Genomic DNA, 13,530 nt, shown 5'->3' with positions numbered 1-13,530 from the left:
TCGCGGTTGAAACCGCTCCCACAGCGCCAAGGCCAATGTAGGAGCGAATTCATTCGCGATGGGGTTAACCGGCAGCGCTGCGTGCTGCAATCGCGACTGACGTCGCTCCCACAGGGGCGAAGTGGCACCAGGACCCATCAACAAGGAGAACAGCATGAGCGAGTTCAATCAGCCGCTGGGCGGTAACGAGATGCCGCGCTTCGGTGGCCCGGCCACCATGATGCGCCTGCCCACCCAGGACACCGCCGCCGGCCTCGACGTAGCCTTCGTCGGCATACCGCTGGACATTGCCACCTCTAACCGGCCGGGCACCCGCCTGGGGCCGCGCCAGATCCGCGACGAGTCGCGCATGCTGCGCCCCTACAACATGGCCACCCGCGCCGCGCCCTTCGACAGCCTGCAGGTGGCCGATATCGGCGATGTGCCGATCAACACCTTCCACCTGCCCAAGACCGTGGACATCATCACCGCCTTCTACGATGAGGTGCTGAGCCACGACTGCAAGCCGCTGACGCTGGGCGGTGACCACGTGATCACCCTGCCCATCCTGCGCGCCATGGCCAAGAAGCACGGCCCGGTGGGCTTGATCCATATCGACGCCCACGCCGACGTCAACGAGCACATGTTCGGCGAGCCCATCGCCCACGGCACGCCCTTCCGCCGCGCCCAGGAGGAGGGCCTGCTGGCACATGGCAAGGTAGCGCAGATCGGTCTGCGCGGAACCGGCTATGCCGCCGAGGACTTCGACTGGTGCCGCGACCAGGGCTTCCGCGTGGTGACCGCCGAGGAGTGCTGGTACAAGTCGCTGGCGCCGCTGATGGCCGAGGTGCGCGAACAGATGGGCGACACGCCGGTCTACATCAGCTTCGATATCGACGGCCTCGACCCCTCGGTGGCCCCGGGTACCGGCACCGTGGAGATGGGCGGCCTGACGTCGGCCCAGGGCCTGGAGCTGGTGCGCGGTGCGGCCGGCCTCAACATCGTCGGCGGCGACCTGGTGGAAGTCTCGCCACCCTATGACCAGAGCGGCAACACTGCGCTGATGGGCGCCACGCTACTTTATGAAATGCTCTGCGTACTGCCCGGCGTAAAGCATCAGGACTGATCCATCTATTGCTTTCCTGATCATCAACCCCTTACGACAACAACGAGGATGACCTCATGCCCTCTTCCGATACCACCCAAGAGGTGGCGCCACGAGCACCGCTCGACCGTGGCAACCTGCTGAAATTCCTGATCCCCTCGCTGATCGGCGTGAGCCTGTTCCTGATCCCGTTTCAGGTGGGCGATACCATCAACATCGGCATGGGCCTGATGGCCGATGGCCTGCAGACCCTGCTGGGCGAGTCACTGCCGGCCATCGCCACCGTGGTGCTGTGCTTGTCGGTGGTGATCACCACCTGGGTCAAGGTCGCCAAGCCGGCCTTCGCCGCCGAGGGCGTCTTCAAGGAGATGTTCCATGTCGGCCCGGTGTGGTTCGGCATGCGCATCCTGGGCGCGGCCTTCGCGCTGATGGTGCTGTTTCAGTTCGGCCCCGAGTTCGTCACCGCCTCCTTTACCGGCGGGGTGATGCTCAACGACCTGGCGCCGGTGCTGCTGACGTTCTTCTTCTTCGCCGCCATCCTGCTGCCGTTTCTTGTCGACTTCGGTTTCATGGAGTTCATTGGCAGCCTGGTGCGCAAGCCGTTTCGGGTCATTTTCCGCCTGCCCGGCCGTAGCGCCATCGACGCCACCGCTTCGTGGATGGGCTCGGGTACCGTGGGCGTACTGATCACCACCCAGCAGTACGAGAAGGGCTACTACAATCGCCGCGAGGCGGCGGTGATCGCCACCAACTTCTCGATCGTGTCGATCGCCTTCAGCCTGCTGATCACCAGCTTCGTCGACCTCAACCACATGTTCGTGCAGTTCTACTTTACGGTGGTGGTATCGGGTCTGATCGCCGCCGTCGTGGTACCGCGCCTGCCGCCGCTGTCACGCAAGCCGGACACCTACTACGAGCCGGTGGGCTGCCAGCTGAAGGAGAAGCGCACCGAGAACATGGGCGTGTTCCGCTACAGCCTGAGCATGGCGGTGAAACGCGCCGAGAACGCTCCCGGCCCGCGCGAACTGGTGCGCAACGCACTGTTCAACGTCGCCGATATCTTCCTGGCACTGCTGCCGCTGGTCATGGCCATCGGTACCGTGGCGCTGATCCTGGCCGAGTTCACGCCGCTGTTCACCTGGCTCTCCACCCCGATGGTGCCGGTCCTCGAGCTACTGCGCATTCCCGAGGCCGAGGCCGCCGCACCGGCGACCCTGGTGGGTTTTGCCGACATGTTCCTGCCGGCGGTGCTGGCCACCAATATCGAGAGCGAACTGACGCGCTTCGTGATCGCCTGCCTGTCGCTGACTCAGCTGATCTACATGTCGGAAATCGGCGCGCTGATCCTCAAGTCGAAGATCCCGCTCAAGCTGTGGGAACTGCTGGTCATCTTCCTGCTGCGCACGGCGATCACGCTGCCGATCATCGCCTTCATGGCGCACACCTTCTTCTTCTGAGGCACACGCAATGACCGACACCTCCATGACCTGCGCCGAGCTGCTGATTCGGCTGCTGCGCGATACCTACGGGGTCGACACCCTGTTCGGTATACCCGGGGTGCATACCGTGGAGCTCTACCGCGGCCTCGAGGGCAGCGGCGTACAGCACGTCACGCCGCGCCACGAACAGGGCGCCGGCTTCATGGCCGACGGCTACGCCCGCGCCAGCGGCAAACCCGGGGTGTGTCTGATCATCACCGGGCCCGGCATGACCAATATCACCACCGCCATGGGGCAGGCGCTGGCCGACTCGGTGCCGATGCTGGTGATCTCCAGCGTCAACCGCCGCGACACCCTGGGTCGCGGTCAGGGTCGCCTGCATGAGCTGCCCAGCCAGCAGCAGATGATTGGCGGCGTGGCGCGTTTCAGCCACACCCTGCTCGACCCCGAGGCGCTGCCGGAAGTGCTGGCACGGGCCTTTGCGGTGTTCCGCGGGGCGCGCCCGGGGCCGGTACACATCGAGATCCCTATCGATCTGTTCAATGCGCCGGTCACACCGCCCATGTCCTGGCATCCGCCGGCGTTCTACCGTGCCGCGCCGGACCCCGAAGGCCTGGCCCAGGCAGCCAGCTGGCTGCGCAGCGCCGAACGGCCGCTGCTGCTGCTCGGCGGCGGCTGCGTGGATGCCCCCGAGGCGGCGCGGGCGCTGGTCGAGCGCCTCGATGCGCCGGCGGTGACCACCATCAACGCCAAGGGCCTGCTGGGTCGCAACCACCCGCTGGACCTCGGCGCCAATGCTGCGCTGCCGGCGGTACGCGAGCTGGCACGCGATGCCGATGTGATCCTCGCCGTGGGTACCGAGCTCGGCGAAACCGACTATGACGTGGTGTTCGACGACGGCTTCGCGCTGGCCGGCACGCTGATCCGCATCGACCTCGACCCCGAACAGCTGGTGCGCAACCAGCGCCTGTCGCTGGGCCTGGTCGCCGACGCCGGCCGCAGCCTGACGCTGCTGCTGGAGCACTTCCCGGCGCCTATGTTCCGGGAGGGTGCCGCGCGCACCGCCGCCGTGCATGCCGCCCTCAACCTGGCCAATGACCCGGCCTTCGTCGACTTCGTGCCTTTCTACGCTACCCTGGCCGAGCAGTTGCCCGAGGCGATCCTGGTCGGCGACTCCACCGCGCCGGTGTATGCCGGTAACCACCTGGTGTCACAGCCGGCCCCGCGGCGCTACTTCAACGCCTCGACCGGTTACGGCACCCTCGGCTACGGCCTGCCGGCGGCGCTCGGCGCCCAGCTGGCGCGCCCCGAGCTGCCGGTGGTGGCACTGGTCGGCGACGGAGGGGTGATGTTCACGCTCTCCGAGCTGGCCACCGCCGTGGAGGAGCGCCTGCCGGTGGTGATCCTGCTGTGGCACAACGCCGGCTACGAGGAGATCCGCCGCTATATGGATGCCCACGGCGTCGAGCGGCTCGGGGTGGATATCCTGCCCCCGGACTTCCTGGCGCTGGCGCGCGGCTTCGGCTGTGTGGCCACCCATGTCGACGACCCGGAAAGCCTGAACGAAGCGCTGGCGTCGCGCCCGCTGGATGGCCCCTTCCTGATCGAAATTGGCGCCGACGCCTGGCAAAAGCATCGCGACTGAAGTCGCTCCCACAAGGGAGTGGCGCCAAGGCCAATGTAGGAGCGAATTGTTTCGCGATGGGGTTATCCCACCCATAGAAGCAATGGCGCCTAGGCCAATGTAGGAGCGAATTTATTCGCGATGGGGTTGGGTTACCGGCAGCGCTGCGCGCTGCATCGCGACTGAAGTCGCTCCCACAAATCGCGGTTGAAACCGCTCCTACAGGGGCGATGGCGCCAAGACAAATACAGGAGTTCTTACGTGCAACGACTCGACCATCACTATATCGATGGCCGCTGGGTAGCCAGCCGCGGGACCCGCTGGCTGCCGGTGAGCGATCCCTACCGCGAGCAGCTGATCGCCGAGGTCACCGCCGGTGACCCGGCCGATGTCGACGACGCCGTGGCCGCGGCTCGCCGCGCCCTGCCCGCCTGGCAGGCCCTCAGCGGCGCCGAGCGCGGCGCCTATCTGGATGCCTTTGCCGACGCCCTGACCCGGCGCCGCGAGGCGCTGATACGGCTATCCTGCACCAATAACGGCAAGGTGCTGCCCGAGGCCGGTATCGACCTCGACGACGCCATCGCCTGCTACCGCTACTACGCCGACCAGGCCCGCGCCCTCGATGCGCGCCAGGGCCAGCCGGTGGCGCTGGAGATGGAGGGTATCGAAGCGCGCTGCTACCACGACCCTGCCGGCGTGGTGGGCCTGATCACCCCGTGGAACTTCCCGCTGGTGACCAGCGCCTGGAAGCTGGCCCCGGCGCTGGCCGCCGGCTGCACCGCGGTGCTCAAGCCCTCCGAGGTGACCCCGCTGCCGGAGCAGGCGCTGGCCGAGATCGCTGCCGAGATCGACCTGCCCGCGGGTGTGCTCAACCTGCTGCACGGCGACGGCGAGGGCATCGGTGCCCCGCTCACGGCGCATCGCGACGTCGACAAGGTCTCGTTCACCGGCAGCAACCGGGTGGGTGAAGCGGTGATGCGCGCCGCCAGCGAGGGCTCCCGCGGCGTGTCGCTGGAGCTCGGCGGCAAGTCGCCGGTACTGGTGCTCGACGACGCCGACCCCGAGCAGGCCGCCGACTGGATCATGGCCGGTATCTACTTCAATGCCGGCCAGATCTGCTCGGCCACCTCGAGGCTGATCGTCGATGCGTCGCTGGCCGATACGGTCTACGCCGCCCTGGCCAGCCGCATCGATGCGCTGCATCTCGGTGACCCGCTGGATGAGCGCAGCGACATGGGGCCGCTGACCAGCGCTCGCCAGCGCGAGGCGGTGCAGGCCTACCTGGCCGTTGCCGAGCAGGAGGGCCTTACTGCGGTACGCGACGCGCGCCATCGCACCCTGCCCGAGCAGGGTTATTTCCTGGCGCCGACCCTGTATCGCGATGTGCCGACCACTAGCCGGCTGTGGCGGGAGGAGATCTTTGGACCGGTACTCTGCGGCCGCTCGGCGGCAAACGAGGCCGAAGCGGTCGAACTCGCCAATGATAGCGACTTCGGCCTGGCCGCCACGGTAATTAGCGGTGACTCGGATCGCGCCAAGCGCGTGGGTCGCCAACTTCGCGCCGGCAGTATCTGGTACAACAGCGAACAGCTAGTGCCGCCGCAAACCGGCTGGGGAGGTTTCAAACGTAGCGGTATCGGGCGGGAGCTCGGCCCATGGGGGCTGTCCGCCTATCTCGAAGTCAAACATATCATCGGCCCGCAATAACCCGGCTGCCGTTCACGCAGCAAAAAGGCCGCGCTAAAGCGCGGCCTTTTTACGGGCATCAACCCGGGTAACGCGGCATCACTCTTCGATGCGGACCAGCCAAGACTCAACGGTATCGTTGCCGAACTCGTCCTTCCACGCCTTGAGGGTCTTCTGATTGCCACCGCGAGTCTCGACGACTTCACCGGTGTTGGGGTTCTTGTAGATCTTCAGCTTACGCTTGCGACGGCCGCCGGCTGAGGTGGCGGGCGCCTTGGCGGCGGCCTTGTTGGCCGGCTTGGGATCGAGCAGCTCGATCACGTCGGCGGCGGACTTGTCGAATTCTTTCATCAGCGCTTCGAGCTTTTCCTTGAACTCGAGTTCGGCCTTGAGGCGCTGATCGCTTTCCATGTTTTGCAGTTCTTCGGTGAGCTGCTTGAGAAGCTGCTCTTTCTGCATGTAGGCGCTAAGCAGAGACATTGCGTTTCCTTTCTTTAACAGATGCTAGTTTGCGGGATGCCTAGGCATTATCACCGCAATCGACGCTGAGTTTCAATATCGTAGCGGCATTATCTCGACTCCTCAACTTAACCGCAAGTCAATTAATCAACCGCGCAATAGCAGTGTTTATTGTTTAACCCCCCGGCGCACACTTTCACAAGCGACTTGCCCAGCGTAGTTGACCGCCATGAGGACCTGTCAAATTCACTCGCATACCTCGCCTGCCCCACTGCTGGCGCCCTTTGCCAGGCTTTGTTAACCTATTTTAAATCATGAGTTTACAGGATACCCACAAGGTTACCCATGCCATCACACACCCTTTGGCACCCCTATGCGCAGATGCAGACTCAGCCGCCACCGCTCGACGTGGTCGGCGGCCAGGGCGCTTTCATCGACCTCGCCGGCGGTGAGCGTCTGCTCGATGCCACCTGCTCTTGGTGGTGCATGATTCACGGCTATGGCCATCCGCGTCTGGTGTCGGCGATTCAACAACAGGCCGATACCCTCTGCCATGTGATGCTCGGTGGCATGTCTCATGCGCCGGCCGTCGAGCTTGCCGAGACGCTGGTACGGATCACGCCCCCAGGACTCGATCACGTGTTCTTCTCCGACAGCGGCTCGGTGGGCATGGAAGTGGCGATGAAGATGGCAGTGCAGTACCAGGTGCTGCGCGACCGCCCGGAAAAGCACCGCATGCTGTCATTGATGCGCGCCTACCACGGCGACACCAGCGGCTGCATGGCGGTATGCGATCCCGAAGAGGGCATGCACGCGTTGTTTGCCGGTCTGCTGCCGCGGCATCACTTTGCGCCTGCGCCCACCGCGCCCTTCGATGCGTCGGCAGAGGATGTCGAGGCCGATATCGCCGCCCTGCGCACGACCCTCGAGGCCTGCCACCACGAGGTGGCCGCCCTGCTGATGGAACCGCTGCTGCAGGCCGCCGGCGGGCTCAACATGACCTCCCCCCACTATGTTCGGGCCGCCCGTGAGCTGTGCGACGAGTTCGACGTGCTGTTGATCTTCGACGAGGTGGCCACTGGCTTCGGCCGCACCGGCAAGCTGTTCGCCGCCGAGCATGCCGACGTCACGCCAGACATCATGGTGCTCTCCAAGGGCCTTACCGGCGGCTACCTGGGCCACGCCGCCACCCTGGCCACGGCCAGGGTCTACGATACCTTTCTCAGCGACGACGAGGGCCACGCTTTCATGCACGGCCCCACCTTCATGGGCAACCCGCTGGCCTGCCGGGTGGCCCTCGAGAGTATCGCGGTGTTCGAGGAGGAGGATTACCTGGGCAAGATCGCCAGGCTCAATGACGTACTGCGTGAAGAACTGTTGACGGATACGCTGAGGCACCACCCGGCGGTCAACGACGTGCGCGTGCTGGGGGCCTGTGCCGCCATCGAGTTCAAGGACGCTGCCAGCCTGGCCGGTGCCCAGGCCCATGCCCGCCGTCAGGGCGTTTGGCTGCGGCCGTTCGGCCGCTGGCTGTATACCATGCCGGCCTATATCACCACGCCGGATGAACTGCGCCGCATCACCGGCGCCATGGCGTCCTGGGTCCATCAGTCTTGAGTGGCGTGCCGTGGTAGCCTTGTATGACAGCACGATAGTGCGTTCAATGGTGCCTATCCGGCTGATCGCGGTGGCGATTGCCGAGCATGTCACACTACCACCACACAGGAGTCACCATGACACTGGAAGGCAAGTCTCTGATTGGACAACAGACCGTCGCCGGCAGCGGTGAGCCGCTGCATGCCGTGGACCCGAGCAGCGGCGAGCGCCTTGCGCCGGCGTATCCCGGCGTCGACAACAGCCAGATCGAGCGCGCCTGCGCGCTGGCCGCGGAGGCCTTCGATGGCTACCGTGAAACCTCACTGGAGGCACGCGCGGCCTTTCTCGAGCGTATTGCCGATGAGATCGAAGGGCTCGGCGATGCGCTGATCGAGCGCGGCATGGCCGAGTCCGGCCTGCCCCAGGCCCGCCTCGAGGGCGAGCGCGGCCGTACCTGCGGCCAGCTGCGCCTGTTTGCCAGCGAGGTACGCCGCGGCGAATGGCTGGATGTACGCATTGACCCGGCGCTGCCAGAGCGCGCGCCGATGCCGCGCGTCGACCTGCGTCAGCGGCATATCGCCCTGGGCCCTGTGGCGGTGTTCGGCGCCAGCAACTTCCCACTGGCGTTCTCGGTGGCCGGCGGCGACACCGCCTCGGCGCTGGCCGCTGGCTGCCCGGTGGTGGTCAAGGCCCACCCCGCCCATCCCGGCACGTCGGAGCTGGTCGGCCGTGCCATCCAGGCCGCCGTCGCTCACTGCCAACTGCCAGAGGGCGTGTTCTCGCTGCTGTTTGGCGCCGGCAATGAGCTCGGCCAGGCCTTGGTCAAGGACGAGCGCATCAAGGCGGTAGGCTTCACCGGTTCGCGGCGCGGCGGCCAGGCACTGGCCGCCATCGCCCAGGCGCGCCCGGAGCCGATTCCGGTCTACGCCGAAATGAGCTCGATCAACCCGGTCTTTCTGATGCCGGCGGCGCTGGGTGAGCGCGGCCAGGCCATCGCCGAGGGCTTCGTCGGCTCACTGAACATGGGCGCCGGGCAGTTCTGCACCAACCCGGGGCTGCTGCTGGGCCTGGCGGGTGCGCCGCTGGATGCGTTCATCAGCGCGGCGGGGCAGGCCCTCGAGCAGAGCGCGGCCCAGACCATGCTGACACCGGGCATTCATGCCGCCTACCAGCAAAGCGTCGAGACCCTGGCCGGGCATCCCAAGGTCCGCGAGGTCGCCCGCGGCCAGGCCGGCGACGGCCAGCACCAGTGCCAGCCCGGCCTCTATGTGACCGAAGCGGCCGACCTGCTCGCCGACGAGGCGCTGCAGGCCGAGGTGTTCGGTGCCGCTGCGCTGGTGGTGGCCTGCGCCGACGTCAGCGAGATGCAGGCGGTGGCCGAGGCGCTGGAAGGCCAGTTGACCGCCACCCTGCAGATGGACGACGCCGATCTCGACGCGGCCCGTCGCCTGCTGCCGACCCTCGAGCGCCGCGCCGGTCGCATCCTGGTCAACGGCTGGCCGACCGGGGTCGAGGTGTGCCATGCCATGGTGCACGGCGGCCCCTACCCGGCTACCACGGATGCCCGCACCACCTCGGTGGGCGCCGCGGCGATCCAGCGCTTCCTGCGCCCGGTGTGCTACCAGAATCTGCCCCAGGGGCTGCTACCCGAGGCACTGCACGACGACAACCCCTATGCGGTCAGCCGGCTGATGGACGGCAAACGCGAAGCGTAATCCGCCGCAACATGCGGCAACATCACATCAGGCGGCCTGCGGGCCGCCTTTTTTGTGTTTGAGCACCGGCTTAGCAGGACTGCCGTAGGCTGACAGCAGCGCTCGGTACTGATCCGTCGACAAGCCTTCGAGGGGGCGCTGTGAACCCGTCCCTGGGCGCTACCTTGCGCCCTGCTGCGCTCTCGCATCCTGCTCCGCTTGCAGGACCGGGGCTGGCCATCCATGGCCAGCCCGTTCGGAGCCGTGCTCCGAACCCATGGCGCAAACCCCCTCTTCGCCTTGCCCCCGGCGTCCCTCGCTTAGGGTCAGTTACGCTCTTCACGGCTGACCGCGCCCATCAGTTGGCAAGCTCAGCGAGATGTTCCATACTAACTGGCCATCACGCTAGCATCCTGTCATACCAGATAACGCCAACACCAAGGACCCGCCGATGCGACGACTGGAGAACAAGACCGCCCTGATTACCGCCGCGGCCAACGGCATCGGCCGCGCCGCCGCGGAGCGCTTCGCCGCCGAAGGTGCCCGCGTGATCGCCACCGATATCGATGCCGATGCACTGGCCGCGCTGGCCCCCACGGCCGGGATCGAGACCCGCCGTCTCGACGTCACCGACGCCGAGCAGATCGCCCAGCTCGCCGCCGATATCGAACGGCTCGACGTGCTGTTCAACTGTGCCGGCTACGTGGCCGACGGCAACCTGCTGGAGTGCCAGGAGAGTGCCTGGCATCGCTCCTTCGAGCTCAACGTGACGGCCATGTTTCATCTCACCCGCGCCCTGCTGCCGCGCATGATCGAGACCGGCGGCGGCAGCGTGATCAACATGGCCTCGGTGGCCTCGAGCCTCAAGGGCGTGCCCAACCGCTGCGCCTACGGCGCCAGCAAGGCGGCGGTGATCGGGCTGACCAAGTCGATCGCCGCCGACTATATTGGCCAGGGCATACGCTGCAACGCGATCTGTCCGGGCACCGTAGAGTCGCCGTCGCTACGCCAGCGTATTCATCATCAGGCCCAACAGCAGGGCCGCGACGAGGCCGCAGTATTTGCCGAGTTCGAGGCTCGTCAGCCACTCGGGCGGCTGGGCCGCGCCGAGGAAATCGCCGCGCTGGCCTGTTATCTTGCCGCAGACGAGTCCGGCTACACCACCGGCACCACCCACACCATCGACGGTGGCTGGCTGACCTGACCCCACCGCTTAAACAACGAGGAATCGCTTATGAAACTGCTGCGCTTCGGCCCCCCCGGCCAGGAAAAACCCGGCGCTCTGGATGCCCAGGGCAAGATTCGCGACCTGTCGGCGCACGTCACCGAGCTCAGCGGTGCCCACCTCGACCGCCAGGCGCTGGCCGAACTGGCCGAACTGGATCTCGCACAGCTGCCCGAGGTGGCCAGCGATACCCGCCTCGGCCCCTGCGTGGCCGGGGTCGGCAAGTTCATCTGCATCGGCCTCAACTACTCCGACCACGCCGCCGAAACCGGCGCCGAGGTACCGCCGGAGCCGGTGGTCTTCAACAAGTGGACCAGCGCCATCTGTGGACCCAACGACGACGTGATCATTCCCCGCGGCTCACAAAAGACCGATTGGGAAGTCGAGCTCGGGGTGGTGATCGGCAAGACCGCACGCTATGTCGACGAGGCCGACGCCATGCAGCACGTGGCCGGCTTCTGCGTGGTCAACGACGTCTCCGAGCGGGAATTCCAGCTCGAGCGCAGCGGCACCTGGGACAAGGGCAAGGGCTGCGACACCTTCGGCCCGCTGGGTCCGTGGCTGGTGACGCCTGACGAGATCGCCGATCCTCACGACCTCAGCATGTGGCTGGACGTGGACGGCAAGCGTTACCAGGACGGCAGCACCCGCACCATGGTCTACCAGGTGCCCTATCTGATCAGCTACCTGAGCCGCTTCATGAGCCTGCAGCCCGGCGACGTGATTTCCACCGGTACCCCGCCAGGAGTCGGCATGGGCCAGACGCCCCAGGTCTACCTGCGCCCCGGCCAGTCCATGCGCCTGGGCATCGACGGCCTCGGCGAACAGCAGCAGCGCCTGGTCGCCGAAGACGACCCGCGATGAGCAGGAGTACGACCATGACCACTCCCATTGCCAGCGATGCCGGTCGTCTGACCAGCCTGCGCGTGCACGCCGCCGATAACGTGCGGGTGGCCCTCAAGGACCTCGCGGCAGGCAGCCAGATCGACGACAGCGGCCATACGCTGCGCCTGGTCGAGCCGATTCGTCACAAGCACAAGTTCGCCCTGGCGGATCTCGCCGAGGGCGACAGCGTGATCATGTATGGCGTTACCGTGGGGCGCGCCACCCGGCCGATCGCCGCCGGGGCCGCCATCACCACCGAGAATACCGCCCACAGTACCGCCTCAAGCACGCCCCAGGCGCGCCGCGGCGAGTGGCAGGCGCCGGACGTGAGCGCCTTCGAAGGCCTGACCTTCGATGGCTATCAGCGCGCCGATGGCAGCGTCGGCACCGCCAATGTGTGGCTGGTGGTCCCGCTGGTGTTCTGCGAGAACCGCAATATCGAGGTGCTGCGCCAGTGCGTGGCCGATGCGCTGGGCGAAGACCCCTACCGCGACTACAAGCAGATGGCGCGCAAGCTGCTCCACGGCGACGACGCCAAGGCCGCGCCACAGGCTGCCGCCGAGCGGCTGTTCCCCAACGTCGATGGCGTGCGCTTCCTGACCCACACCCTGGGCTGCGGCGGCACCGACGACGACGCCCAGGCGCTGTGCCAGCTGCTGGCCGGCTACATCTGCCACCCCAACGTGGCCGGTGCCACCGTGCTCAGCCTGGGCTGTCAGAAAGCCCAGATCGACATGATCAAGAACGCCGTGGCGAGCCGCGACCCTCAGGGGCTGCGTCCGGTTCACTACCTCGAGCAGCAGGCCAGCCTCAGCGAGGAGGCGCTGATCCGCGAGGCGCTGACCACCATCTTCGACGGCCTCGCCGAGGCCAATCGCACCCCGCGCACCCCGGCGCCGCTCTCGGCACTGACCCTGGGCGCCGAGTGCGGCGGTTCGGACGGCTTTTCGGGGCTGTCGGCCAATCCGCTGGTCGGCGCGGTGATGGACCGGCTGGTGGCGCTGGGCGGCAGCGGCATGCTCAGCGAGTTTCCGGAGCTATGCGGCGTCGAGCACGAGCTGGTGGCACGCTGCAGTGACGATGCCGTGGCCGAACGCTTCCAGGACCTGATGAGCGCCTATCAGCGCCACGCCTCCCGGGTCGGCGCCGACTTCTCGATGAACCCCTCGCCGGGCAATATCCGCGACGGGCTGATCACCGATGCCATGAAGTCCGCCGGTGCGGCCAAGAAAGGCGGCGACAGCCCCATCGTCGACGTGCTCGACTACACCGAGCCGCGCACCCGGGCCGGCCTGAGCCTGCTCTGCTCACCGGGCAACGACGTGGAATCGACCACCGCCCTGGCCGGCTCCGGCGCCAACCTGATCCTGTTTACCACCGGGCTTGGCACCCCCACCGGCAATCCGGTCACGCCGGTGATGAAGATCGCCAGCAACAGCGAACTGGCAACGCGCATGAGCGATGTGATCGATTTCGACGCCGGCCCGATCATCCGTGGCGAAGCGCAGATCGACGAACTCGCCGACGAACTGCTCAGGCTGTGCATCGACACCGCCTCGGGTCGCTACCAGCCCAGAGCAGTGCAGCTGGCCCAGTACGACTTCATCCCCTGGAAGCGCGGTGTATCATTGTAAGGAGTGGCGCCGAGGTAAATGTAGGAGTGACTTTAGTCACGATGGGGTGCTCTACACCGGCAGCGCTGCGCGCTGCAATCGCGGTTGAAACCGCTCCCACACTGGGAATGGCTACAACGCCAATGTAGGAGCGACTTCATTCGCGATGGGGGTGGCTTACCCAGTAGCGCTGCGCGCTGCATCGCGGTTGAAACCGCTCCTACA

10 protein-coding genes are annotated in these 13,530 nt (G+C 66.4%); 9 read left to right on the top strand and 1 reads right to left on the bottom strand.

The window, feature by feature from the left end; all coding sequences use genetic code 11:
- The first annotated feature begins 154 nt into the window (after window positions 1-154).
- The 4 genes from speB (at window position 155) to BLT16_RS00255 (ending at window position 5,854) form a co-directional block, all read left to right on the top strand.
- Window positions 155-1,105 carry an agmatinase gene (gene speB / locus BLT16_RS00270; RefSeq protein WP_089656438.1) on the top strand — a complete coding sequence of 317 codons (951 nt, stop codon included), beginning with the start codon at window positions 155-157 and terminating at the stop codon, window positions 1,103-1,105.
- Window positions 1,106-1,161: 56 nt separating this feature from the next.
- The gene (locus BLT16_RS00265) at window positions 1,162-2,541 is read left to right on the top strand and encodes a YjiH family protein (RefSeq protein WP_089656437.1); all 1,380 of its coding nucleotides are present in this window, start codon (window positions 1,162-1,164) and stop codon (window positions 2,539-2,541) included.
- 10 nt (window positions 2,542-2,551) lie between these two features.
- Window positions 2,552-4,168 carry a 5-guanidino-2-oxopentanoate decarboxylase gene (locus BLT16_RS00260; protein ID WP_245701369.1) on the top strand — a complete coding sequence of 539 codons (1,617 nt, stop codon included), beginning with the start codon at window positions 2,552-2,554 and terminating at the stop codon, window positions 4,166-4,168.
- Between the two features lie 240 nt (window positions 4,169-4,408).
- Window positions 4,409-5,854, top strand: a complete 1,446-nt coding sequence (locus tag BLT16_RS00255; protein WP_089656436.1) for an aldehyde dehydrogenase family protein — start codon at window positions 4,409-4,411, stop codon at window positions 5,852-5,854.
- 78 nt (window positions 5,855-5,932) lie between these two features.
- Here the strand turns inward: BLT16_RS00255 and BLT16_RS00250 are convergent, their stop codons facing one another.
- Window positions 5,933-6,313, bottom strand: a complete 381-nt coding sequence (locus tag BLT16_RS00250; RefSeq protein WP_089656435.1) for a histone-like nucleoid-structuring protein, MvaT/MvaU family — start codon at window positions 6,311-6,313, stop codon at window positions 5,933-5,935.
- Between the two features lie 324 nt (window positions 6,314-6,637).
- On the opposite strand from BLT16_RS00250, the gene bioA reads away from it, so the two are divergent.
- The 5 genes from bioA to BLT16_RS00225 all read left to right on the top strand — a co-directional run bounded on the left by bioA (window position 6,638) and on the right by BLT16_RS00225 (window position 13,326).
- Window positions 6,638-7,909, top strand: coding sequence for an adenosylmethionine--8-amino-7-oxononanoate transaminase (gene bioA, locus BLT16_RS00245; protein WP_089656434.1), 1,272 nt, complete (start codon window positions 6,638-6,640; stop codon window positions 7,907-7,909).
- 116 nt (window positions 7,910-8,025) lie between these two features.
- Window positions 8,026-9,603 carry an aldehyde dehydrogenase (NADP(+)) gene (locus tag BLT16_RS00240; protein ID WP_089656433.1) on the top strand — a complete coding sequence of 526 codons (1,578 nt, stop codon included), beginning with the start codon at window positions 8,026-8,028 and terminating at the stop codon, window positions 9,601-9,603.
- 430 nt (window positions 9,604-10,033) lie between these two features.
- Window positions 10,034-10,786, top strand: a complete 753-nt coding sequence (locus tag BLT16_RS00235) for an SDR family oxidoreductase (protein WP_089656432.1) — start codon at window positions 10,034-10,036, stop codon at window positions 10,784-10,786.
- 30 nt (window positions 10,787-10,816) lie between these two features.
- The gene (locus tag BLT16_RS00230; protein ID WP_089656431.1) at window positions 10,817-11,671 is read left to right on the top strand and encodes a fumarylacetoacetate hydrolase family protein; all 855 of its coding nucleotides are present in this window, start codon (window positions 10,817-10,819) and stop codon (window positions 11,669-11,671) included.
- A 14-nt stretch (window positions 11,672-11,685) separates the two neighbouring features.
- Window positions 11,686-13,326 carry a UxaA family hydrolase gene (locus BLT16_RS00225; RefSeq protein ID WP_089656430.1) on the top strand — a complete coding sequence of 547 codons (1,641 nt, stop codon included), beginning with the start codon at window positions 11,686-11,688 and terminating at the stop codon, window positions 13,324-13,326.
- Window positions 13,327-13,530: the final 204 nt, after the last annotated feature.

Origin of the sequence: Franzmannia pantelleriensis (genome assembly GCF_900102875.1) — a bacterium.
Classification (GTDB): Bacteria; Pseudomonadota; Gammaproteobacteria; order Pseudomonadales; family Halomonadaceae; genus Franzmannia; species Franzmannia pantelleriensis.
This window is presented reverse-complemented; position numbering and strand designations above follow the sequence as displayed.

Coding starts and splice junctions, on each gene's coding strand:
- BLT16_RS00265 (WP_089656437.1), top strand. CDS start 1,162: ATGCCCTCTTCCGATACCACCCAAGAGGTGGCGCCACGAGCACCGCTC.
- speB (WP_089656438.1), top strand. CDS start 155: ATGAGCGAGTTCAATCAGCCGCTGGGCGGTAACGAGATGCCGCGCTTC.
- BLT16_RS00260 (WP_245701369.1), top strand. CDS start 2,552: ATGACCGACACCTCCATGACCTGCGCCGAGCTGCTGATTCGGCTGCTG.
- BLT16_RS00240 (WP_089656433.1), top strand. CDS start 8,026: ATGACACTGGAAGGCAAGTCTCTGATTGGACAACAGACCGTCGCCGGC.
- BLT16_RS00250 (WP_089656435.1), bottom strand. CDS start 6,313: ATGTCTCTGCTTAGCGCCTACATGCAGAAAGAGCAGCTTCTCAAGCAG.
- bioA (WP_089656434.1), top strand. CDS start 6,638: ATGCCATCACACACCCTTTGGCACCCCTATGCGCAGATGCAGACTCAG.
- BLT16_RS00235 (WP_089656432.1), top strand. CDS start 10,034: ATGCGACGACTGGAGAACAAGACCGCCCTGATTACCGCCGCGGCCAAC.
- BLT16_RS00230 (WP_089656431.1), top strand. CDS start 10,817: ATGAAACTGCTGCGCTTCGGCCCCCCCGGCCAGGAAAAACCCGGCGCT.
- BLT16_RS00225 (WP_089656430.1), top strand. CDS start 11,686: ATGACCACTCCCATTGCCAGCGATGCCGGTCGTCTGACCAGCCTGCGC.